Raw genomic sequence first — 22,460 nt, 5'->3', positions numbered from 1 at the left:
TCACTCTTTCTTCAACGATATTCCGTACACTTTGGCTTCTAATTCACGCCCCGTAGGTGTAGCAGCAAGTCCACCTTGAGCCGTTTCCCTGAATGCTGAAGGCATGCGCTGCCCTACTTTGTACATCGCATCAATAACCTCATCACAAGGAATTCGACTCGTCACTCCTGCAAGAGCCATATCCGCAGCAACAACCGCGTTGGATGAACCCATGGCATTTCTTTTCACACAAGGGACTTCTACTAGACCCGCAACAGGATCACAAATGAGGCCGAGCATATTTTTCAAAGTAATCGCCATTGCTTCAGCAGATTGTGAAGGCGTACCCCCGGCCATTTCTACAATCGCAGCAGCCGCCATCCCTGCAGCTGATCCCACTTCAGCCTGGCAGCCTCCTGCGGCACCGGAAATAGAAGCATTATTAGCAACCACAAATCCGAAGGCCCCGGAAGTAAACAGGTAACGAACCATTTGTTCACGCGTCGGATTCAATTGATTTTTCACAGCAAAAAGCGTCCCCGGCACACAACCGGCACTTCCTGCGGTAGGTGTAGCACAGATGGTCCCCATGGCCGCATTCACTTCATTTGTTGCGACAGCTTTACTAACGGCATCCATAAGAAGGTTTCCGGATAACGGGGTGTGATTTTTCATATAGTTTTGAATGAGGACTGCATCTCCTCCAGTCAATCCACTGTGAGATTTGACACCTTTCAAACCATCTTCAATCGCTTTTTCCATAACATCGAGATTTCTTTCCATTTGAGAGAACACTTGCTCCCTCGTTAGTTGTTTCACTTCCATCTCCTGACGAATCATAACTTCAGAGATTTGTATATTTTCACTTTCTGCTAATTCCACGAGTTCAGCTACATTTCGAAACATGTGAGCTCTCCTTTCTTTATTTAATCTGATATCTTAGCTACTTGTGTAATGTGATCCGCTCGTTCTAGTTCATCAAGGATCGAATCATCAATGTTCTGATCCACTTCAATGACCATCAAGGCTTGTTCTCCTTGTGCTTTACGGGACACTTCCATGCGTCCGATATTGATTTCATTTTTAGCTAAAATGGCCGTAGCCGAGGCAATCGCTCCATAACGATCATTGTGAATAAGCAGAATCGCCGGGTGACTTCCAGATAAGCGAAGTTCAAAACCATTCAGTTCCGTAATTTCCGCTTTTCCTCCCCCGATGGAGATCCCGACTAACTCGAGCTCACCATCATCATCACCGATTTTAACTCTTGCCGTGTTGGGATGATCGGTATGAGCATCCTCTTCATGAAATCTTATCTTCATTCCATTTTTCCGCGCCGTAACGAGTGATTGACTGATTCGTTCATCATACGTATCGTAGTCGAGCAATCCACCAATGATGGCTACATCTGTGCCATGACCTTTATAGGTTTTCGCAAATGATCCATACAAATGGATATGGGCATATTTTGGCTCCCTACCAAATAAATGGCGTGCTGCACGGCCGATTCTGGCCGCCCCTGCGGTGTGTGAACTGGATGGTCCAATCATGACGGGACCGATAATATCGAATACTGAACGAAATTTCATGAAAATCACCTTCCCTTTTCATCTATATATAAAGAAAGAAAACGCTTTCTACTATATTATAATCCTTTTACATGTTAACACAAACTGTTGTTCTACACCTCATTTTTTACAAAAAGCGAACAAATCAGGTTGATAGATTGTTCTTTTACGAGTAAAATGAACGTTTGTGGGTTACTCGGTAACCGGGCGGGAGAGGGATAAATTTCATAGAGGAGATTCAAATGCTCAATCAGCATCATCAAAAAGTGAGCTGGAAGAAAGAAGGGTTGGCTGGATTGATCGGTTATTTCACGACCGTCTACATTGTGGCCGTGAACAGCCAAATCCTTCACAGTGCAGGTTTGCCGCTTGAAAGCGGAATGATTGCAACGATTCTTGCCAGCGCACTCGGCTGTTTGATCATGGCTATATACGCCAATGCGCCTATGGTTCTCATTCCAGGAATGGGTGTTAACGCTTTGTTTGCCTACTCCATCGTTGAAGGTACGGGATTGACGTTTCAAGAAGGGCTGGCTGTTGTATTCGTAGCTTCGTTGATCTTTCTAATCACGGCTTTCACAAAACTTGGAGACTGGTTGAAACACGCGATTCCGGCTTCTTTGAAGCATGCAATCACGGTTGGTCTTGGACTGTTTTTGACGTTGATCGGATTAGAAAAAGGCGGCCTTGTCGTCAGAGGGGAACACTCTTTGATCACACTCGGCAACCCTTCGTCTGCAATTGTCATCACAAGTATCCTTACATTGTTTATCGGGATTTTCCTTTTCACAAAAAATGTCCCTGGTAACTTCTTAGTGACGATGATTTCAGGTACCATCATCGCTCATTTCACAGGAGTATTGGGAGAAAGAGGAGATTCTCTCGCACTCAGCGAACAATCATGGATCTTCATGCCGGACTTCGCAAGCGTGACAGAGTTCGGATTCTGGATGGCCGTTTTCCCCCTTGCGATCGTTCTCATTTTTGAGAATATGGGTCTCATTCACGGACAATTGGATATGCTTGATCAACAAAGCAAATTCAAAAGGTCCTACCAGGCCTCTGCCTTTTCAGCATTAAGTACTGGATTCCTCGGTACATCACCGACGGTTTCTTCAGCTGAGAGTGCCGCTGTCATTGCATCCGGAGGTAAATCAGGAAGAGCAGCACTCACAATGGCTGTCTTATTTATCGGCACCATCTTTTTGATCCCTTGGATTTCCATGGTACCATCCACCGCTATCGCACCAATTCTCATCATTGTCGGAGCGCTGATGGTACAAAACATTAAGGAAATTCCCCTGGATCAGTTATCTGAAGCGATGCCAGCCTTCCTGATTATCGTGATGATTCCCTTCACCTACTCCATCGCTGATGGAATGGCTTTTGGATTTATCGCTTATCCGATCGTAAAATTCGCCATCGGAAAACAAAGAGAACTAACTACGCCAGTCGTACTCATCGCCATGGTCTTTCTCATTGAATTTATCATGCGCTCGCTTGGTCATTAATTTAGCTGCAGCGCAACTATGCTGTATTTCTTAAATGAATACAAAAAACAATAAATCCCGTACATCTAAGATGTACGGGATTTATTGTATCCTCCATCGTAAAACAATGGTTAACTGACAGCATTCTACTTGTTGATTGCTTGCAGACAAATGGATTTTCATTCGGTCTGGATTATAATCTGCTTGAAAGGGGGACTCTACACCAGAACTTCGAATCAAGGAGTCTACTTTCGATTGATCTGATTCCTGAGCAGCCCCCATCACATCATTGGCAAAATCATGTGAATTGCTGATTTTTCCTACTACTTTTCTGGCTTCATCCATCAACTTTTCCATCTCTGAGGCAGACTGGACAAACATGTCCTCATCAACTTCTGGATACAAGCGAATGTCCCGATGGTGAGGGTAATGGTGGTAAACATTATGGTATACGACAGGGACATAGCACGGAACCCACACAACATACATACAAAAACCCCCCGGGTCCTTGAGAACATTTCCTCCCTTTTTTTGAACCATTATTAAATATATGTACCCTACAAAAATTCAGAAGCCTCAAAAATCCTCCCTCCTTCTTCCTGAAAAGCTCCCGATTGTGGAAGACTCAGTTTCGAGACGTTTGTTGAGTGGATTGGGGGCTGCGGGGAATGGCTCGCTTTCCGCGGGAGCGCGGTGAGCCTCCTCGGACTGCGTCCTGTGGGGTCTCACCAAGCACTTTTTTCCCGCAGGAGTCTCCCCATTCCCCTCCGCCCCTTTATCAAATAAGTGTCTCGAAACCACTTCCGGTATAGGATGTTTTTACTGACAAGGGAAGTAGAGCTATATGAATTTCCATAACCGCTATTTTGAATAAAAAGCTTGCTATAGAGCGCTTAATTACTATAAATCAGGAATTGTGAAAGACATTCATCTTCGGGAAAGGGGTTCGTTTCACATATGCATCGAATGGGGTGGTTGGGAAGCTGCGAGACTCCCGCGGGAATGGATTGGCTGGCGAGACCCCACAGTGCGAAGCAGGTAGTGTCAAGAAGTCTGTGTAAATCAAATTGGGGCTCCTTTGTTAATCATTAAATTTACTTGTTAGCTGAGGGGCCGTACTTTTCCTCAAACATTTCATCCAACTCCCCGGAAACAGAGACGAATTCTGTTATCCCTCTTTGACTCCATTTTTCATTGAAGTCCCTGGCCACGAGGTAAACAATTTTCTCTAGGGCTCTTTCACTTGGTAAACTGTTCATTTTATGAGTACGCTTTTTCACTTCTTTGATGGTTCTTTCAATCGTGTTCGTAGTATAGATCATTCTTCGAATAAGGCGGGGATAGCCCATAAAAGTGAGTAAGACACCTAGGTCTTCTTCCCAACTTTTAATTACTTTGGGATACTTCTTCCCCCATTTTTGTTTAAAGGAATGGAAATGTTCATGCGCTTCATCTTTCGTATCCGATTTATAAACGTCCTTTAAGTCTTTGGTGAGCTCTTTTTTATCTGTTGAGCGGACAGAGTGAAGAGTGTTACGGATCTTATGGACCACACAGCGTTGAACATCAGCTTTAGGATAGATTTCCTTCATAGCTTCTTCCAGACCAGGAAGGCCGTCGAACACACCTAATAAGACTTCTTCGACCCCTCGGTTATAGAGATCAAGAAGAACTTCCCGCCAGCCATTGGAACTTTCTTTTCCACCTACCCGAAAGCTTATGATTTCTTTGATTCCGGTCTCTGTAATGCCGACCACCACATACACAACTTCACTTTCTACGTCACCTCTCCTGAGCTTAACGTAAGTCCCATCCAAGTAAAGGACGGAATACCGCTTTTCAAGAGGGCGCTGATGCCACTTCTCCATTTCCTCGATGACGACTTCTGTGATATTACTAATCGTGGCAGCTGAATAGGAGTTACCGAGTATTCTTTCGATAAACCTGCCGATTTCCCGAGTACTTGTTCCTTTACTGTACATCTCAATAATGGTTTCCCCTAACCATTTTTCACGCCTTTGGTAGGGATCGAAGAGTTGTGTTCTGAACGCCCCATTACGATCACGAGGCACGGAAAGATCATCAATTCTTCCATATCTCGTATCCAATATACGTTCATAGGAGCCGTTTTTACTGTTCTTCAACTCAGGGTGTTCGACTTCAAAGAAATTTTTCATCTCTTCTCTCATCAACACTTCCGCTTGATTCTTAATCATTTCTTTTAACATCGGTTCTAATTGCTTTATGAATGCTTCGTAGTCTATACTTATAGACATAGGTAGGGCACATCCTTTCAATGTTTTTTGTGGTGATTAACATTAAGGATACCCTACCTTGTTTTTTTATGCCTAAAACTTGTTTACACAGACTATTGTACGTCATCGCGAAGCACGAGGAGGCTTGCCGTCATCCCCGCAGGAAAGCGAGTGGCTTCCCAACCACCCCTGACGCTCCACACGGCAAACGAACCCCGAAAAGTCTCGAAATCGAGTCTTCCACAATTCTGCCATTTAGCTTAATAACGACATAACAATGGATAAAAAAATCATCAAAAAAGCGTCCAGGGTATTCTGGACGCTTTTTGGTGTGAGGACAGGATTATTGATCATCCACGTCTATGACCTTAATGGAAGAGTTATGCTTTGGAAATACAATCGTAAGAACGCCACCTTTAAAGGATGCACTGCTTGCTGTATCAGCAACGGCAAAAGGAAGAGTGATCATGCGTTCTCTTTGACTAAATGAATGAGAACGGTTGTAATAATGAGCATCTTCGTTTTTCACTTCTCGAAGTTGCCGTTCATCCACGCGGATTCGAAGCTGGTTCCCAGAGCGATCAATGCGTATTTGCTCACGCGTCACATTAGGAAGATAGGCTTCCACGGTGACGTCCCGTTCTGTTTCAAACACTTCAACAGGAATGGTCGTTTGTTGAAAGAAATCCTGAACATGTTTGATAGATTCATCAAAGAATGAATCGAACGCTTTGACGATGTCACGAAAGTGTTGATCGAACAAATCCGGCAATTGTTTCTGTTTGTCATCCATACCTTTGCACCTCTTTTTGCATAAAGTCTGCCCTACACTTTATGCATGGCGCTTCATATGGTGAAAATTTTATTTATGAATGAAAGTCTTGACCTGAAGTTACCGGTTGGATGTACCCTTTACGTATGACAAAATCTCCAAACCTTTCATTATCTTCCCGCTGCTTCGCATAATGGACAAGTAAGGGCCTTAACTCTTCTAAGATTTCTCTTTCTCCGATATTTTCACGATAGAGTTTATTCAACCTGTCCCCCGCAAACCCAGCTCCCAGATAAAGGTTATATTTACCAGGGGCTTTACCTATAAAACCTATCTCCCCAAGCGCTGGGCGTGAACATCCATTTGGACAACCTGACATTCTTATAATAATTTCTTCATTTCTCAAGCCCACTTCATCCAGGACGTCTTCTATTTGATCAATGAGTGAAGGCAGATATCTTTCCGATTCAGCCATGGCAAGCCCACAGGTAGGCATAGCAACACAGGCCATGGAATTCCTTCTTAAGGCCGAGTTTTGCTTTCCTTCCGATAACCCGTATTCTTCAATAATCGCTTCGATTTCTCGTTTGTTCTCTTCCTTTATGTTGGAAAGCGTAACGTTTTGATTAGGGGTCAGTCTAAACTCTCCAAGTCCAAGCTCGGCAATCTTTCGTATTCCTTCTTTTAATAGATAGGATTCTTCATCTTTTATTCGTCCATTTTGAATAAAAAACGTATGATGCCATTCCCCGTCTTCTCCCTTCAACCATCCGTATCGGTCTCCGTTATTCGTGAAGTGATAGGGTTTTGCCTCTGCCAGCTCCCAACCTGTTCTCCGGTTCAATTCTTCACGGATCCAATCCAGACCAAGTCGATCAACCGTGTATTTGAAACGGGCATTTTTCCGGTTTGAACGGTTACCGTAATCACGCTGAATCGTCAGGATTTTTTCAGCCACATCTTTCCCTTTTTCTTTCGGGCAAAAACCGATGACACGGCCTAATTGAGGGTATGTGGTCTCATCCCCGTGAGTCATACCCATTCCACCGCCAACCACTACATTAAAACCGGTCAGCTCTCCTCCTTCTTCAACAGCTATGAAACCAAGGTCCTGTGAGAATACGTCCACATCATTGGAAGGAGGAACAGCGACACCGATTTTAAATTTCCGCGGCAGGTAGTGGGGGCCATACACCGGCTCTTCTTCGGCTGGTCCATCCAATACTTTTTCTTCATCAAGCCAGATTTCATGGTAAGCTCGCGTCTTCGGAAGCAAGTGTTCACTGATTTGTTGAGCAAAATGATAGACTTCTGCATGATAGGGGGACTGATCCGGATTTACGTTAGCCATAACATTACGATTGACATCCCCGCAAGCAGCAATGGAGTCCAACAAAGCTTCATTCATTGCTTGTATGCTGTTTTTCATATTCCACTTCAATATCCCGTGAAGTTGGAAGGTCTGTCTTGTTGTAAGCTTCATGGTTCCGTTTCCATATTCATCCGCTAACGAATCCATCGTCAGCCATTGCTCTGGTGTCGCCACTCCACCAGGGAGGCGTACACGGACCATGAATTGATAAGCAGGTTCCAGCTTCTGCTTTTTACGTTCGTTCCTCAAATCACGATCGTCCTGCATGTAACTCCCATGAAATTTCAATAATTTCGTATCATCTTCTTTAATACTCGCGCTGATCGGGTCTTGAAAACTATCTACGAGGGTGCCTCTTAAGAAACGACTTTCCTCTTTGATTCTCTCCATATCATCCGGGGGACCTTCAGGCCTTAGGGTTTTATTTTCAGACACTAGACGTTCTCTCCCTTCTCTTTTTTAATAAACGTCTCTTTGGTAACGTTTCGCTTTTCTCATCTCTTTCAAATATTCTTCTGCTTCCGCTTCGGTATAGCTTCCTTCTTCTTTTATGATTTGTAGAATCGTGTTGTGGACATCTTTAGCCATATGTTTCTCATCCCCACATACATATACATAAGCACCAGAGGTTAACCACTGGTAAAATTCTTTCCTGTTCTCAAGCAAGCGATGCTGGACATACACTTTTTCTGATGTATCGCGGGAGAAAGCGACATCCATTTTGGTTAAGACCCCTTCTTTTAACCACTGCTGCCATTCCACTTGATATAGGAAATCCGTGACAAAATGCTGTTCACCGAAGAAAATCCATGAGCTGCCCTGCGCCTCACTTTCTTCTCTCTCTTCAAGGAATGACCGATATGGGGCAACCCCTGTGCCTGCTCCGATCATGATTATCGGGGTAGAAGGATCATCCGGCAGTTTGAAATTGTTGTTTTTCTGCACAAAAACAGACAGGTGATCTCCCACTTCCGTCCTTTCTGCACATTGACCAGAGCAGACCCCCGTGCGTTTCCGACCATTTGAATCGTATCTCACTGTCCCGATGGTCAGGTGTACTTCATCAGGGTTTCCTTTCAAACTGCTTGCAATGGAATACAGCCTTGCAGGTATTTTCCTTAAGGCACTGACAAATTCTTCGGCTCCCGCTTTCCACGGTCCATAGTCTCTCACGACATCGAGCAGATCCCTTCCGTAAATGTAAGCATTCATCTCTTCTTTCGATGACACCAGTTGTTGGAATGCATCCTGATCAGTCAGGGGTGCTAATTTCTCCAGTAAAGGAGTTGTCAATGAAGTAATCTCGTAGTGGGAAATTAAAGCTTCCCGTAAAGCTCGGAGTTCCCCATCTTTGTTCACGATGACCGATAAGTCTGGGTCCCAATCCATTTCTTCAATCAGCTCATCTACAAGGGATTCTTCATTTTTCGGATAAATCCCGAGACTATCGCCAGGTTCGTAGGTGAAGTTCGACCCATCAAGGTCCAGTTCCAAATGGCGGGTCTCTTTATTCGATCCACGTCCGCTCAGATTGATATTCTCCAAGACTTCTGCTTGAAAAGGGTTTTTCTTCGAGTAAATCGGCCGATCGGTAACGGAGGAGACTTTTTCAATCGTTTGTGAGATCTGCCCCTGGGTGTCCCCTAATTGATCAAATACACCATGCCACCATGATTCAGCATCCTCTTCAAAATCCAGGTCACAATCGACACGTGGATGGATACGCTCTGCGCCAAGTTCGTGCAGCCGTTCATCAATTTCTTTTCCTGTCTGACAAAAAAACTCATATGAGCTGTCCCCCAGTGCAAGGACCGAATATCGGATTCCGTCTAACTTCGGCGCCCGTTTACTGAAAAGGAAATCATAAAAGGATAGGGCATTATCCGGTGGATCTCCATCTCCATGTGTGCTCGTTAATATCAATAAATCCTGCTCATTTTTTAAGTTTTTCGGCTTATATTCATCCATATCCAAGTAACGAGCTTCAAAGCCCTTTTCTTTTAATTGGTTCGCATATTCTTCTGCAAGCCCCTCGCAGTTTCCTGTATGAGATCCATACAACAAGGTCACCTGCCGAGCTGCCGTTGAGCTTCCTTCTCCCTCGTGATCCTTCGCCGTATGGGAAGAAGGGCTTTGGACGGCCGCCAAATAACCGCTCAGCCATATTTTCTGTCGATCATCCATTGTCACAAGCAAACGGTTCAATTGGTCCGTTTGTTCTTGATCAAAAGGGCTGTTCTTGACTTCAAGATTCAATAATGACACCTCCATATTGGTAGCTAGTGATTCAACAATTGTCGTTGAAAATACCGATCAAGCTCTACAATCATCGCCCCCATTTTCGGACGTTCAGGTTGAACAATTGAAGAAATCCCATTGTCACGCAAAGCTTGGGCTGTTACTTTTCCAACAGCTGTCGCCTGGACATGTTGATTAAAAGCCTCCGCAACACCTTTCATCCTAGCGGGATGGTGAAATAAATTTTTCACCTGCGTTTTACTTGTGAAGACCACCGCATCCAGTTGAGCGTTTAAGATGGAATTCGTCAAGCTTTCAACGACATCAGGGTCTGGAGGCAGGAACTTGTAAGGGTTTGCCCCATTTACCCTGTATCCTTTATCTACTAGTTTTCTTTTCAAAAGTTCTTCATCTTCATTGTATGTCTGAAGAAAGACCTGATTGTTTTCCTCTTTATCTACGATGGGAAGCTGATTTAATAGATCTTCCATCGTTCCATCTGCAGAAATCATATCAGGGACCAAATCATTCTCCTTTAACCAATCCATCGTTTTCGACCCTCGAATAACAAGAGACTCTTTTTTCAACTTCTGAAGAAACGGGCCGTCCAGATCTTCTTTCCTTGCCGCATCACCAAGGGTCCGGGCACCAATTCCTGTCGTTAAGATGACCCGGATGAACGATTGTTGAAGGTAATCTTCCACATGGCGGTGAGAAGCCTTCTCATCCAGAAGCTGCTCCCCTTGCAATGGAAAAACAACCGGTCCTCCTCCCATGTTTGTAATTAATTTTTCAATCGCATCCGAACGGCGGTCTGCCGCAATCCCTACCTTTTTTCCTTTTAATCCTGACAAATGGTTCCTCCCCCTTTGTTATGTATTTCATCCTTCATGCCCCATTGTTTTTCCTGTTCTAAATAAGAGGGATCAAGCATTCTTTCCAAGTAATGATCTTTTTCCGTCCCGGATAAGGGAGAGGCCTTCAGCATATGCCTGCATTCATATAAAAAATCGACATATTCTTCATAAGCCGGTGGGAACTGTTTTTCCCATTCTTCACGCAACCGGCTGGCGAGCTTAGGGCTTGCTCCTTGTGTCGTGACAGATAGATTTAATTTTCCTCTGGAAAGTTGGGCAGGGATTTGAAGGTTTCCACCCGTTCCTCCATCCGCTCTGTTCACAAGAGGGACACCGTTTGCGAGCCTTGCGATGCTGTCGTTTGTATCACCATCATCTGTAGCGATCACTAAAAGGAAAACATTTCTTACATCACTCGCTTCAAAACTGCGGTTCAACCAGCGAATCTCCCCCGCCTCTACCCTTTGTTTCAGCTCGTTCGTTACTGTAGGACTAACGACTGTCACTCTTGCTTTTTCTTCCTGCAACAACCGCACCCTTTTTGAGGCTACTTTTCCTCCCCCAACGACAACGACAGGCTGGTGGGCTAAATCAACGGAAAGCGAAATCATTTCACACCTTCCTCCTTTTCCACCCCTTTGTTTAACGCTTGATTCACTCGGTCCACAAGGGATTGAACCATATTTGGATGATCATTCAAATAAGAAGCAAGATCGACATGATGTCCTTCTCCTCTTGCTTTTTGAACGCTACTTTCCAAAGAATCATAGAGAAGGCCGGTAAACCACAAGTAAGGAACCACAATGGTTTTGGCAAATTTGCGCAGCGATTCGTCAAACGCGTCCGTAAACCGAGGGGAAAGAGCAGCAAGATAGCATGTTTGGATATGCTGGATTCCACTCTTCTCTTTCAACACACGGGCAATGAATTCGATGGATTTCTTTGTATCGGGATGTCGACTCCCTCTTCCCACAAGTAAAACATTGGTTGTATCATCCAGTTCGGCCGGCAGTTCTTTCAAGCGGTCTACCAGCACATCCGTGATTCGTTCCTGCACTCCAAGCGTTTGACCATAAGTGATTGAAAGATCTGGATAGATTGCTTTGGCTTTCTCGATCTCATTGGGAATATCCTTGAAATAATGCCCGGCACTTAAGAGCAGTACGGGGATGACGGCGATCTTATCTGCCCCTTTTTCTACAAGTTTACGAATGCCTTCCAGGACATCGGGATCTGCTAGTTCGAGAAAACAAATGTGATAGAGATCGACATCGATTTCCTTGTGAACACGGGTCAAAAAGTGGATGGCTTCGTCTTTGGCTTCCTTTTTTCTACTTCCATGACTGACATATAAAACAGCTTCCATATTACCCTCCCCACTTTCAGCCAACGCTTGACGCCACTACTTTCACATCTTCTTCCAACGAAGGCTCAAACCATTGCAGACGCTCTCTTAATTGGACAACATCACCTACGATAATCATCGCTGGATTCTCAATTCGTCTGGATTTTTCAACAATGTCTTCTATTGTTCCCGTGACCGTTTTTTGCTCCTTTGTTGTGCCCCATTGCACCAGGGCTACGGGAGTATGAAGAGGTCTTCCGTATTTCAAGAGCCGTTCACAAATCTCCGGTAATTTCTTAACTCCCATATAAATGCACAGGGTATCCATACTCTTGACGACCCGCTCCCAATAGGCGTCTTCATCGCTGTCTTTTTTATTGACCCCTGAAATGAAAGCGACGGAAGAACTATATTCCCGGTGGGTCACCGGGATGCCTGCATAGGCAGGCGCGGCAATTCCCGAAGTGATTCCCGGTACAATTTCATAGGAGATATTTCTTTTGGCGAGTTCTTCCGCTTCTTCTCCACCGCGCCCGAACACAAATGGGTCTCCTCCTTTCAAACGAGTCACCACTTTACCTTTCAGCGCATATTTGCACAGCAGATGATTGATGGTCGTTTGACTAAGGGCGTGATGATCCGGTCGTTTCCCGCAAAAAACAAGTTCCGCGTCTTCCTTCGCTTCATCCAGGAGCTCTTGGTTGATCAAGCGATCATAAAGAATCACGTCCGCTTTTTGGATCGCTTTTAACCCTTTGACAGTGATGAGGTCGTAATCTCCCGGCCCCGCACCCACAATATAAACGTTTGTCATTTTCCGGCCCCTTTCATTACACCCAATTTTTCTTTTGCAAAAGCTTCCACACTTGTTCTGCACAGCTTTCCACATCATGCGTTTTAGAATCGAGCACAAGTTCCGGTTTCGGCGGTGCTTCATATGGCGCATCAATACCTGTAAACCCTTTGATCTCCCCGTTTCTCGCTTTCTTATAAAGTCCTTTCGGATCACGGGTTTCACACTCTTCCACAGGACAGTCGACATGAATTTCAATAAAATCGCCCGCTGGAACAGAGGCCCTTACGAGATCCCGGTCTTTTTGATAAGGAGAAATAAATGCTGTTAAGACGATGGTTCCACTGTCTGCAAAAAGTTTCGCGACTTCACCGATTCGTCTGATGTTCTCCTCCCTGTCTTCTTCCGAAAATCCGAGGTCTGCGTTCAGTCCATGTCTCACATTGTCGCCATCGAGTAAATAGCTTTGGATGCCTTTTTCGTACAACACCTTGTTCAATCGGTTGGCAATGCTTGATTTACCTGAGCCCGAGAGTCCTGTAAACCAGAGCACACCACTTTGGTGCCCATTTTTTCTACGATAATCTTCATTGCCAACGGATGTCTCATGCCAGGTAAGATTTTCACTCATTGTTTTCACCCCTTCTGTTCCACTGTTTCCTTCTGCATTCCTTCGATTAGTACGTCCACCACTTCAGGGCGACTGAACGTTTTGGGTGGCTTTTCTCCTTTTCGCAAAAGCTCTCTCACTTTCGTCCCTGACAAGATCATGTGATGTTCTTTGTCGTGGGGGCAGGTTTTATGGGAAGCCATCGATTCGCAAGCGTTGCAATAAAAACTATGTTCAAAGAAAAGTGGCGTGATCCCAAGCTCCCCATCTTCATAATGGCTGAAAATTTTCTGCGCATCGTACGTACCATAATAATCCCCTACACCTGCATGATCGCGGCCGACTATGAAGTGAGAGCAACCGAAATTCTTTCTGACGATTGCATGAAAGATCGCCTCCCTTGGCCCTGCATACCGCATCGCTGCATTGAAAACGGCCAATGTGACTCTTTCTTTTGGATAGTACTGATCAAGAAGGACTTGATAGCTCTTCATTCGGACTTCACTGGGAATATCATCACTTTTTGTTTCACCCACAAGAGGATTTAAAAACAATCCATCCACCGTTTCCAGTGCAGCTTTCTGGATATATTCGTGAGCTCTATGGACAGGATTTCTTGTTTGGAAACCGACGACCTTTTTCCACCCGAGTTCTTGAAAGTGCTCCCTCGATTGTTCTGGATCCAAATAAAAAGCTTTTCCATGTTCGTAAGGAGGTTTTTGAAAGACCTCAATTTCGCCTGCTACGTACCAATCTGGTCGGTTGTATAATTTGTTCACCCCAGGATGCTCAGGCTCTGTCGTTAAGTATACGTTTTGAGATTCCTTTTCCTTATCCGGTTTAAATCGATCAGTTATCGTAATCGTTCCATATACAACCCCGTCTTTGACCAACTGCGCTTTCCTTCCAAGCGTCCGGGACTGTGACTCTGTGATTGGGAGCGTTATAGGAATACTCCATGGAGTGCCATCTTTCAACCTCATCGTATCGATAACAGATTCATAGTCGTCCTTGTTCATAAATCCTTTTAATGGACTATAAGCACCATTCGCAATCAAACCGACATCACTTAAGGCCATTGAATCAAGCTCGATGATATCTTCCGGCAGCTCCTCCGGTCTTTTTTCCTTCCATCTGTTTATAAGTTCTCCACCGTGCGGGGTTATGATTGACATGCAAATTCCTCCTTCATGAATTTTCCTCTTCCAAAGGCTCCGCTGTGTGTAAACCACATTCGGATTTATTGAACCCTTTCCATCTTCCTGATCTCCCATCATCGGCTGCCTGAGCCGTACATGGAATGCATCCGACACTGGGATAATTCTGATCGTGTAATTCATTGTAATCCAACCCATTTAGTCGGATATATTGCCATACGTCTTCCCATGTCCAGTGAATCAACGGACATATTTTTATGGATTTGAATCTTTCATCCTTATTGACGAAGTTTGTTTTTTGTCGGCTAGGGGATTGTTCACGCCTCAGCCCCGACAACCACGCTGTTTTCCCGCTGAGGGCATCTTCGAGCGGTTTTATTTTACGGATGTAACAACAATGATCCGGCTTCCGTTTCCATAAGGCGGATCCGAATTGTTCTGCCTGTTCTTCCAGATTGATGTCAGGCTTCTTTATCGTTATGTTTAGTGCCGGATATCTCTTTCTTACTTTTTCAATAAGCTCATAAGTTTCTTGAAAATGAAGGTCTGTATCAAGAAAAACGACTTCGGCATCCGGCTGAGCCTTCGAAATCAAATCTATGAGAACGATACCTTCGGCTCCGAAACTACAGGCATACGCAATGTCCTTATACTGAGAATATGCCCAGCGAATGACTTCCGCTGCTCCTTTTGTATCGTCGCCCTTCGGTGGATCACCCTCAAATGGGTTTTCAAATGATTGATATGTGATGAGTGATGGTTTCATTTCCTCCTCCTTTCTTAAAAGCAAAAAAGCCTATCTTCACGATAAGAAGAAAGGCTTTTACAAATACATGTAAACTACATTCTCCCTATCTTCTCAAGCGTTCACCACTTGCTGGAATTGGCACAGTATCTGTATACATCATCAGACCCGTTGCCGAGGTTTCAAAGGGCCAGTCCCTCCACCTCTCTAGATAAGAAAAGGTATGAAATTTTTTGAAAAACAAGTTGATACAAATCTTATGCTCCTTTTCAACAGATGTCAATGTTTTTTTGAAAAATTATAATTTTTCTGCTTTTTTAATAAATATGTTTGACAAACAAATCCATGTCCGTTAGTTTTAGAATTATTCTAAAAATATTCATACGATCCTTATGAAGAGTCGGGGGAGGAAACTGGTCTGACGATCCCGCAGCAACCTTTAAGAAGGTGCTCATTCCAGCAGCCAGAAGGCTGAAAGATAAGGTGCGGATCACTCCCCCTTCTTTCAGACGGGGGAGTTTTTTTTGATTATAAAACCAAGTAAATGCATAGGAATAATGAAAAATACTTTACTATACATTGGACTTTTTAAAAGGAGTGGTACACTTTGCAAAAACTAACGATTTTCGCACTCATTGGGTTTGTTGCTCAACTGATGGACGGTGCACTCGGCATGGGGTTTGGGCTTAGCTCATCAACCATTCTCTTATCCTATGGACTTGCTCCTGCTGTAGCATCCGCTTCCATCCATATGTCTCAGATCGCCACCACGGCTGTTTCAGGCTTTTCCCACTATAAATTTGGCAATGTAGATAAACGCCTTGTCATGATTATCGCAGTTCCTGGAGCCATCAGTGCCTTTTTAGGTGCGGCATTTTTAAGCTATATATCAGGGGAATTCATTAGACCTTACATATCCATATTCCTACTCACACTAGGGATTTATATCATTTTTCGTTTCCTATACCTTTCGAAAAAAACACATACCAAAGAAAAGAAGTCTGTAAACAAACGTTTCCTCTTGCCACTTGGAATTGCCGGGGGTTTTTTGGATAGTGTCGGAGGGGGTGGATGGGGACCTGTGAATACACCTGCGCTTCTTTCTCAATCAGGGATTGCTCCAAGAAAAGTCATTGGAACAGTGGATACGAGCGAATTTCTGGTAACGATTTCAGCAACGGCTGGGTTTTTGATTTTTTTAGGGCATGACCAGTTCAGCTGGCTGCTCATTTCATCTTTCGTTATCGGTGGTGTCATAGCAGCACCCATTGCCGCTTGGCTTGTCAAAACCCTCCCCTCTTCTGTTCTTGGAGTATTAGCCGGAGGTTTTATCATACTTACAAATACGAGGACTTTACTTTCTTCGATCCAAGTCAGTGATTCGATCTTAACGTTTGTGTACACTTGTCTGCTATCCGGCTATCTCTTGATTGTTGTTTTTTCTATTCGAAACCATCTTCGAGTCAAGGTGGTTCGAAAACAAGCATAAAAGAAACGCAGCCCCAAGAGCTGCGTTCCTGCACGTTTTATTCGATTGAAAAGATATAGGAGTAAATCGGCTGTCCACCATTGTGGATTTCCACTTCTAGATCTTCATACGTTTCTTCTATGAATGATTCAAGTTCTGCTACATCTTTTTCGTCGACTTCTTCACCTGTCAAGATGGTCAGAATTTCATCTTCATCTTCGTCAATCATTTGGTTCAACAACGTTTTAGCAGTCGTCAATGCATCTTGATCTGTGGCGGAAATTTTGCCATCGGCGATTCCCATGAAATGGCCTTTGGAAATGTCCAACCCATCAATTTGTGTATCTCTGACGGCGTACGTAATTTGCCCTGTCTTCACTTCAGCCATGAGGCTCTGCATTTCCTCTTTATTCGCATCAAGATCCGCTTCTGGGTTGAACCCTAGAAGGGCGCTCATCCCTTGAGGAATCGTTTTCGATGGAATGACAGCCACCTCTACATCCGCTAATTCTGCCGCTTGTTCAGCAGCCATGACGATATTCTTGTTATTCGGCAAGACAAGCACTCGTTTTGCATGTGCTTCTTTAATCGCTTCCGAAAGATCTTGAGTACTCGGGTTCATGGTTTGTCCACCTTGGATAACAACAGTAGCTCCAAGACTTTCAAACAACTTCTTGATTCCGTCTCCCATGCTTACTGTCACGATTCCGTACTCTGCTTTTTCCTCTGACTTGGGCTTGGCTTTCTTTTTGTCACCAACGATCGACGTATGCTGCTCACGCATATTCTCAATCTTCATGTTGACAAGACTGCCGTATCTTTGCCCCAAGGTCATCGCTTCACCTGGATATTCCACGTGGACATGGACTTTGATCAAGTCTTCATCAGAAACGACAAGCAGAGAATCTCCCATTTCACTGAGCTCATTACGGAAGGCTTCTTCATCATATGGATGTTCAGCAAGTTTATCTTCTTCAAATTTGACCATGAATTCTGTGCAATAGCCAAATTCAATATCCTCTGTATTCATGAAATCCTGATTTAACTTGTGGTGTTCAGCGTTGACCATGTCATCCATCGATACTGTATCATCAAGATCAGGAACCTCTTCCCCTTTTAAGTTGGCTAGGAAACCTTCATAAATCGTGACAAGGCCCTGACCGCCACTATCCACGACCCCCACTTCCTTCAATACTGGAAGCAGTTCAGGCGTATGCTTCAATGATTTTTTCGCTGCTTGAACGACTCCTTCGATGAATGGAATGAAGTCATCTTCTTTTTCAGCAATCTCGGCAGATGCTTCGGCAGTCTCTCTTGCTACAGTAAGAATGGTTCCTTCCACAGGTTTCATGACGGCTTTATATGCTGTGGTGGCCCCGCCTTGAAGAGCGTCCGAAAAGTCTTTGGTTGTAATGACTTCTTTACCTTCAATCGCCTTTGAAAAACCACGGAAAATTTGGGAGAGAATAACACCTGAGTTACCACGCGCTCCCATTAAGAGACCTTTGGATAAAGATTGGGCCACTGTTCCTACATGATTCTGGTCCACATTCCGTACTTCTTCAGCTCCAGAAGTCATGGACAGATTCATATTCGTCCCCGTATCTCCATCCGGTACAGGGAAAACATTCAAAGCATCAATCATTTGTGAGTTCTGCTTTAAATGATGAGCTCCTTGCAAGATCATTTCGGCAAGCGTCTTGCCGTCTAACTTTTGTAACGTCACACTTACTTCCTCCTTTGACTACAACCGCGATCTATTCAGTTGTCACACGAACTCCCTGAATGAAAATATTCACAGAATCCACGGACAAACCAACTGTTTTGTTTAGTGTGTATTTTACTTGTGATTGGACATTATGAGCGACTTCGGAAATTTTCGTACCGTAGCTCACGATAATGTACATGTCTATATGGAGGCGATCTTCATCCTGTCTGACAACGACTCCTCTGGAAAAATTCTCTTTGCGGAGCATTTCAGATAAACCATCACGGATCTGATTTTTAGATGCCATCCCGACGATGCCGTAGCACTCGACAGCAGCTCCTCCAGCAATCGTTGAAATGACTTCATTGCTAATAGTAATATGACCATATTGGTTATTTAAATCAACAGACATAATAGATCCTCCTTTATAATCCTCATTAATCCTACCCTATTATAACACAAAAGTGTGAAATGAATTTCTGTTCAATGGTAAGAAAATGACCTGGATATCCCTACTATACTGTGTAACAATTCATAAGTTCTGTCAAGAAAAAATTCTTGATATAATTCTCACTAGATTATTGCAAACACGTATTCTATATGATAAAGTTACTAAGTATCTGATGATTTATGTATGTAACAGGAGGGATTTTCATGGCACGCAGAAGTGTTCTATCTGGTAAAGGTACACGTTCAGGTAACCACCGTTCACACGCGATGAACGCTAATAAACGTAAATTTAAAGCTAATGTTCAAAAAGTTCGCATCCTTGTGGATGGCAAGCCTCAAAAAGTTTACGTAACAGCACGTGAACTTAAGTCTGGCAAAGTACAACGCGTATAATTGCGGACACTGAGCTTATGAGCTCACAAAAAAAGCACCCTTCCCGGGTGCTTTTTTTATTTGTCTAAAGATAAGTAAACGGGCGCTTGTAATGCTCTCCGGAGCTCAGCCCATGTGTACCCCGGAGTTTTCCCTTTTGATTTGGTCCTAATCTTTTTTAAATGTACTTATGACTGCGCGCACTAAACCCCCGACGAACCTTGGGAGTTTGATGGTATAAAATTTCAAAAGAGCCCCCTCCTCCTATATGAACTAATGCGAACTCCCTTATTACCTTCAAGTAGGCAAGTCTGTACTTCTTATTACTAAGAGTATGCCTGACTCAAATGAAAAAGTACCTGTATCTTCAATCAGTCGATTTGAGATGCACAAGGTGGATCCAAATGGCAGGTAAGCTTGATCCAAAGGATAGTAGAACCCTTCGAGCGTAATTTTTGTCACTTCAAGCGTGACCGGCAAGAAAGAAACATATGGGTAAAATTCATCCGCTTCTATCTTATGCTCACCAGCAGAGACTAATTCCACTCGGTTTTGTCGATCGATGATTGTACTTTTTACATTCTCCTTCATTAGAGGGTACAGGAGTTGCATGTTCGCTTGAGAATGATCGATCCGACCACCGGTCACCCCGAATAATAGAATATGCCCCGGATGTAAGCGGAGTGCTTCATTTATGGCTAATTCCAAGTCCGTTTCATCTTTTTCATCTGGATAAACAAGGACTCGTTTGGATTTCTTTTTTATTTCAGCCAAGGACTGTTCCGACACGGAATCAAAATCTCCGATGGCGATATCAGGGTTCACTCCCTGCTCAACGAGGACCTCCGCCCCTTGATCGGCCCCGATCCAAATGCATTCTTCACATGCGTATGCTTTTACATCCGGTATGTAAGACTTCGGCCCACCACCAACAACAATAACTCTCTTCATATCCATAACATCCTTCCTATATCTTCACCATAAAAATCACAATGATTTACTGTTCACGATAAGCTCCCGTTTGTGGAAGACTCAGTTTCGAGATAACCGGGGTTCGTTTGCCGTATTTGGAGTCAGGGGTGGTTGGGAAGCCACTCGCTTTCCTGTGGGGGAGCGCCGAGCTTCCTCGGACTTTGTCCTGCGGGATCTCGCCTACCTCCTTCTCCCACGGGAGTCTCGCAGCTTCCCAACCACCCCATTCCATGTAAGGGAGAAACGAACCCCTATACCGAGAAGGAGTTTCTCCAACTCTTCCCTCCTATGCAGGAATAAAGCGCTCTGTATCAAGCTTTTACGTTGTGAATGCCCGCTGTGGAGGGGGTTATATTATCCACTTCCCTCAATCATAAAAGCTGATTTTTCCAGAAGTGGTTTCGAGAATCTTCCATGGCAAAGGGGCGGAGGGGAATGGGGAGACTCCTGTGGGAAAAAAGTGCATGGTGAGACCCCGCAGGACGCAGTCCGAGGAGGCTCAAGAGAACAGAGGAAGTTCGATTAAGTTCGGCACGTCCTATGCCAACATCGAACGACCCCTCCTCGTGTTGGGCCCCACGGAAAGCGACTCATTCCCCGCAGCCCCCATCCACTCAACAAAAGTCTCGAAACTGAGCCTTAAAGAAACCTGCCATATTCTACAATAGGACGATTTCTCCTAAAGTAAAATGTAACTTATTTCTGTATTGGATGCCAATCAAACAAGGGAATGAAAAAGCCCAAAGGATAAGGATCCTTTGAGCTTTTTGGTCATTCTGACGATTGTCTGATTTCTTCAATCGCTTTTTTACGATCTTCTTGATTAAAGATGGCACTGCCGGCAACGAGGACATCAGCTCCAGCGGCTGTACAAAGTTTAGCCGTTTCTACTTTCACTCCGCCATCGATTTCAATCTCGAAGGATAGTCCTTCTTCTTCCCGCCACTGGGAGATTTGTTCAATTTTCGGTACGACCGAATGGATGAACGATTGACCTCCGAACCCTGGGTTGACCGTCATTAAGAGGACAAGGTCAACATCTTGGAGAATCGGACGGATTGTTTCTGCTGGAGTAGCCGGGTTAATGACCACTCCTGCTTTTACTCCATGGCTCTTGATCAATTGAATCGTTCTATGGAGGTGAGGACATGCTTCCTGATGAACGGTGATGATATCAGATCCTGCTTTGGCAAAAGCTTCGATATATTGATCCGGATTTTCAATCATCAAATGGACATCAAGGGGCAAGTCGGTTACCGGGCGGATGTGGTCCACAATTAATGGACCGATTGTTATATTAGGAACAAAATGTCCATCCATGACGTCCACATGGATATAATCCGCTCCGCCACGTTCGACATCCTTGATTTCATCTCCAAGTTTCGAAAAATCAGAAGCTAGAATGGATGGTGCAATTTTAGTCATGTTTAATACCTCGGCTTTCTATTCTGTATTTCATTTAAAAATTGTAAGTAATGCTCGTACCGCTGATCGGAAATCTCCCCGTTCTCTACGGCTGATTTTACCGCGCACTTCGGTTCTTTATGGTGCAGACAACCCCGGAATTTACAATCATTCTGTACCTCTACGAACTCAGGGAAACACTCAGGCAGTTGATCAAGTTCCAATTCCCCGAATTCCAGTGAACTGAAGCCAGGAGTATCCGCCACAAGACCTTCCGCTATTTCATAAAGTTCTACGTGACGTGTCGTATGTTTCCCGCGGCCTAAACTTTCTGAGATTTCATCTGTATCAATGGAGAGTCTAGGGTCGATTGAATTGAGCAAGGACGATTTTCCGACGCCTGACTGGCCGGCGATCACCGTTGTACGGCCAGCCAGGTGAGATTGAATTTGGTCCATAGCTTCCGTATCGTCTACAGCAGATAAAATGACCGGATAGCCGATTTTTTCATACAGTGTTTTGTAGCTTTCCATCACTTCCATTTGTTGTTCATCCAGCTGATCCACCTTGGAGATGACGATAAAAGGCTCAATCCTCTTCTCTTCCACAAGGACGAGGAAGCGATCCAGTAATAAAGCATTGAAATTCGGGTGAACGGCAGAAGTGACGATTAACGCTTGATCGACATTCGAAATCGGAGGCCTTACCAACTCATTTTTTCTGTTTTCGATGGATAAGATATATCCTTCTTTCTTATTTTCCGCCTTGAATTCTACGAGATCACCAACCAAAGGAGTGACTTTCTTTTTACGGAAGTTTCCACGCCCCCGGCATTGGTAGACCTCTCCTTCACAAAGGACATAATAGAACCCGCTCAATGATTTAATAATTTTTCCTACTGGCAT

Annotated in this window: 23 protein-coding genes and 2 riboswitches; of the genes, 3 read left to right on the top strand and 20 right to left on the bottom strand. The window is 44.2% G+C overall.

Going from position 1 to position 22,460, the window contains the following annotated elements; genetic code table 11:
- The gene (gene sdaAA, locus ACJA3J_RS09985) at positions 1-885 is read right to left on the bottom strand and encodes an L-serine ammonia-lyase, iron-sulfur-dependent, subunit alpha (RefSeq protein ID WP_089652453.1); all 885 of its coding nucleotides are present in this window, start codon (positions 883-885) and stop codon (positions 1-3) included.
- Between the two features lie 20 nt (positions 886-905).
- Positions 906-1,568, bottom strand: coding sequence for an L-serine ammonia-lyase, iron-sulfur-dependent subunit beta (sdaAB, locus tag ACJA3J_RS09980; RefSeq protein WP_089652454.1), 663 nt, complete (start codon positions 1,566-1,568; stop codon positions 906-908).
- A gap of 221 nt (positions 1,569-1,789) precedes the next feature.
- Here sdaAB and ACJA3J_RS09975 point away from each other — a divergent pair, with 221 nt between their 5' ends.
- Entirely contained in the window at positions 1,790-3,058 is a 1,269-nt protein-coding gene (locus ACJA3J_RS09975; RefSeq protein WP_406946175.1) for an NCS2 family permease, read from the top strand.
- A gap of 81 nt (positions 3,059-3,139) precedes the next feature.
- Here ACJA3J_RS09975 and ACJA3J_RS09970 read toward each other — a convergent pair whose 3' ends face one another.
- The 12 genes from ACJA3J_RS09970 to ACJA3J_RS09915 form a co-directional block, all read right to left on the bottom strand.
- Positions 3,140-3,526: a hypothetical protein gene (locus ACJA3J_RS09970; protein ID WP_406946174.1), complete on the bottom strand. Its 387-nt coding sequence runs from the start codon at positions 3,524-3,526 to the stop codon at positions 3,140-3,142.
- 605 nt (positions 3,527-4,131) lie between these two features.
- Positions 4,132-5,313 carry an IS256 family transposase gene (locus ACJA3J_RS09965; RefSeq protein ID WP_406944623.1) on the bottom strand — a complete coding sequence of 394 codons (1,182 nt, stop codon included), beginning with the start codon at positions 5,311-5,313 and terminating at the stop codon, positions 4,132-4,134.
- A gap of 322 nt (positions 5,314-5,635) precedes the next feature.
- Positions 5,636-6,085, bottom strand: a complete 450-nt coding sequence (locus tag ACJA3J_RS09960; protein ID WP_406946173.1) for an Hsp20/alpha crystallin family protein — start codon at positions 6,083-6,085, stop codon at positions 5,636-5,638.
- Positions 6,086-6,158: 73 nt separating this feature from the next.
- The gene (cysI, locus tag ACJA3J_RS09955; protein ID WP_406946172.1) at positions 6,159-7,871 is read right to left on the bottom strand and encodes an assimilatory sulfite reductase (NADPH) hemoprotein subunit; all 1,713 of its coding nucleotides are present in this window, start codon (positions 7,869-7,871) and stop codon (positions 6,159-6,161) included.
- Positions 7,872-7,895: 24 nt separating this feature from the next.
- Positions 7,896-9,692 (bottom strand): assimilatory sulfite reductase (NADPH) flavoprotein subunit, encoded by a 1,797-nt coding sequence (locus ACJA3J_RS09950; protein ID WP_406946171.1) that lies wholly within the window; start codon positions 9,690-9,692, stop codon positions 7,896-7,898.
- Positions 9,693-9,715: 23 nt separating this feature from the next.
- Positions 9,716-10,528 (bottom strand): uroporphyrinogen-III synthase, encoded by an 813-nt coding sequence (locus ACJA3J_RS09945; RefSeq protein ID WP_406946170.1) that lies wholly within the window; start codon positions 10,526-10,528, stop codon positions 9,716-9,718.
- Positions 10,516-11,142 (bottom strand): NAD(P)-binding protein, encoded by a 627-nt coding sequence (locus ACJA3J_RS09940; protein WP_406946169.1) that lies wholly within the window; start codon positions 11,140-11,142, stop codon positions 10,516-10,518. Before ACJA3J_RS09940 ends, ACJA3J_RS09945 begins: the two co-directional genes overlap by 13 nt.
- Positions 11,139-11,897, bottom strand: a complete 759-nt coding sequence (locus tag ACJA3J_RS09935) for a sirohydrochlorin chelatase (RefSeq protein WP_406946168.1) — start codon at positions 11,895-11,897, stop codon at positions 11,139-11,141. The genes ACJA3J_RS09940 and ACJA3J_RS09935 overlap by 4 nt, the downstream gene beginning before the upstream one ends.
- Positions 11,898-11,913: 16 nt before the next feature.
- Positions 11,914-12,690, bottom strand: a complete 777-nt coding sequence (gene cobA, locus ACJA3J_RS09930; RefSeq protein ID WP_406946167.1) for a uroporphyrinogen-III C-methyltransferase — start codon at positions 12,688-12,690, stop codon at positions 11,914-11,916.
- Positions 12,691-12,706: 16 nt separating this feature from the next.
- Positions 12,707-13,300, bottom strand: a complete 594-nt coding sequence (gene cysC, locus ACJA3J_RS09925) for an adenylyl-sulfate kinase (RefSeq protein WP_406946166.1) — start codon at positions 13,298-13,300, stop codon at positions 12,707-12,709.
- Between the two features lie 5 nt (positions 13,301-13,305).
- Positions 13,306-14,454, bottom strand: a complete 1,149-nt coding sequence (gene sat, locus ACJA3J_RS09920) for a sulfate adenylyltransferase (protein WP_406946165.1) — start codon at positions 14,452-14,454, stop codon at positions 13,306-13,308.
- Positions 14,455-14,467: 13 nt separating this feature from the next.
- Entirely contained in the window at positions 14,468-15,202 is a 735-nt protein-coding gene (locus tag ACJA3J_RS09915; RefSeq protein ID WP_406946164.1) for a phosphoadenylyl-sulfate reductase, read from the bottom strand.
- Positions 15,203-15,284: 82 nt separating this feature from the next.
- Positions 15,285-15,399, bottom strand: a riboswitch (SAM riboswitch).
- Positions 15,400-15,568: 169 nt separating this feature from the next.
- Positions 15,569-15,666, top strand: a riboswitch (SAM riboswitch).
- A gap of 122 nt (positions 15,667-15,788) precedes the next feature.
- On the opposite strand from ACJA3J_RS09915, the gene ACJA3J_RS09910 reads away from it, so the two are divergent.
- Entirely contained in the window at positions 15,789-16,670 is an 882-nt protein-coding gene (locus ACJA3J_RS09910) for a sulfite exporter TauE/SafE family protein (RefSeq protein ID WP_406946163.1), read from the top strand.
- Positions 16,671-16,707: 37 nt separating this feature from the next.
- Here the strand turns inward: ACJA3J_RS09910 and ACJA3J_RS09905 are convergent, their stop codons facing one another.
- Positions 16,708-18,375, bottom strand: a complete 1,668-nt coding sequence (locus ACJA3J_RS09905; RefSeq protein ID WP_089654648.1) for a DAK2 domain-containing protein — start codon at positions 18,373-18,375, stop codon at positions 16,708-16,710.
- 31 nt (positions 18,376-18,406) lie between these two features.
- A complete protein-coding gene (locus ACJA3J_RS09900) occupies positions 18,407-18,769 on the bottom strand; it encodes an Asp23/Gls24 family envelope stress response protein (RefSeq protein WP_089654647.1) in 363 nt (120 codons plus the stop codon).
- A gap of 242 nt (positions 18,770-19,011) precedes the next feature.
- Between ACJA3J_RS09900 and rpmB the strand changes: the two genes are divergently transcribed.
- Positions 19,012-19,200, top strand: a complete 189-nt coding sequence (rpmB, locus tag ACJA3J_RS09895; RefSeq protein WP_035505437.1) for a 50S ribosomal protein L28 — start codon at positions 19,012-19,014, stop codon at positions 19,198-19,200.
- A 147-nt stretch (positions 19,201-19,347) separates the two neighbouring features.
- Here rpmB and spoVM read toward each other — a convergent pair whose 3' ends face one another.
- The 4 genes from spoVM to rsgA all read right to left on the bottom strand — a co-directional run bounded on the left by spoVM (position 19,348) and on the right by rsgA (position 22,460).
- The gene (gene spoVM, locus ACJA3J_RS09890; RefSeq protein ID WP_035505439.1) at positions 19,348-19,428 is read right to left on the bottom strand and encodes a stage V sporulation protein SpoVM; all 81 of its coding nucleotides are present in this window, start codon (positions 19,426-19,428) and stop codon (positions 19,348-19,350) included.
- A 48-nt stretch (positions 19,429-19,476) separates the two neighbouring features.
- Positions 19,477-20,130, bottom strand: a complete 654-nt coding sequence (locus ACJA3J_RS09885; protein WP_089654661.1) for a thiamine diphosphokinase — start codon at positions 20,128-20,130, stop codon at positions 19,477-19,479.
- 792 nt (positions 20,131-20,922) lie between these two features.
- Entirely contained in the window at positions 20,923-21,576 is a 654-nt protein-coding gene (gene rpe / locus ACJA3J_RS09880; RefSeq protein ID WP_115893465.1) for a ribulose-phosphate 3-epimerase, read from the bottom strand.
- Positions 21,577-21,578: 2 nt separating this feature from the next.
- A complete protein-coding gene (gene rsgA / locus ACJA3J_RS09875) occupies positions 21,579-22,460 on the bottom strand; it encodes a ribosome small subunit-dependent GTPase A (protein ID WP_089654644.1) in 882 nt (293 codons plus the stop codon).

It is taken from the genome of Halobacillus sp. SY10 (genome assembly GCF_045401165.1).
Classification (GTDB): domain Bacteria; phylum Bacillota; class Bacilli; order Bacillales; family Halobacillaceae; genus Halobacillus; species Halobacillus aidingensis.
This window is presented reverse-complemented; position numbering and strand designations above follow the sequence as displayed.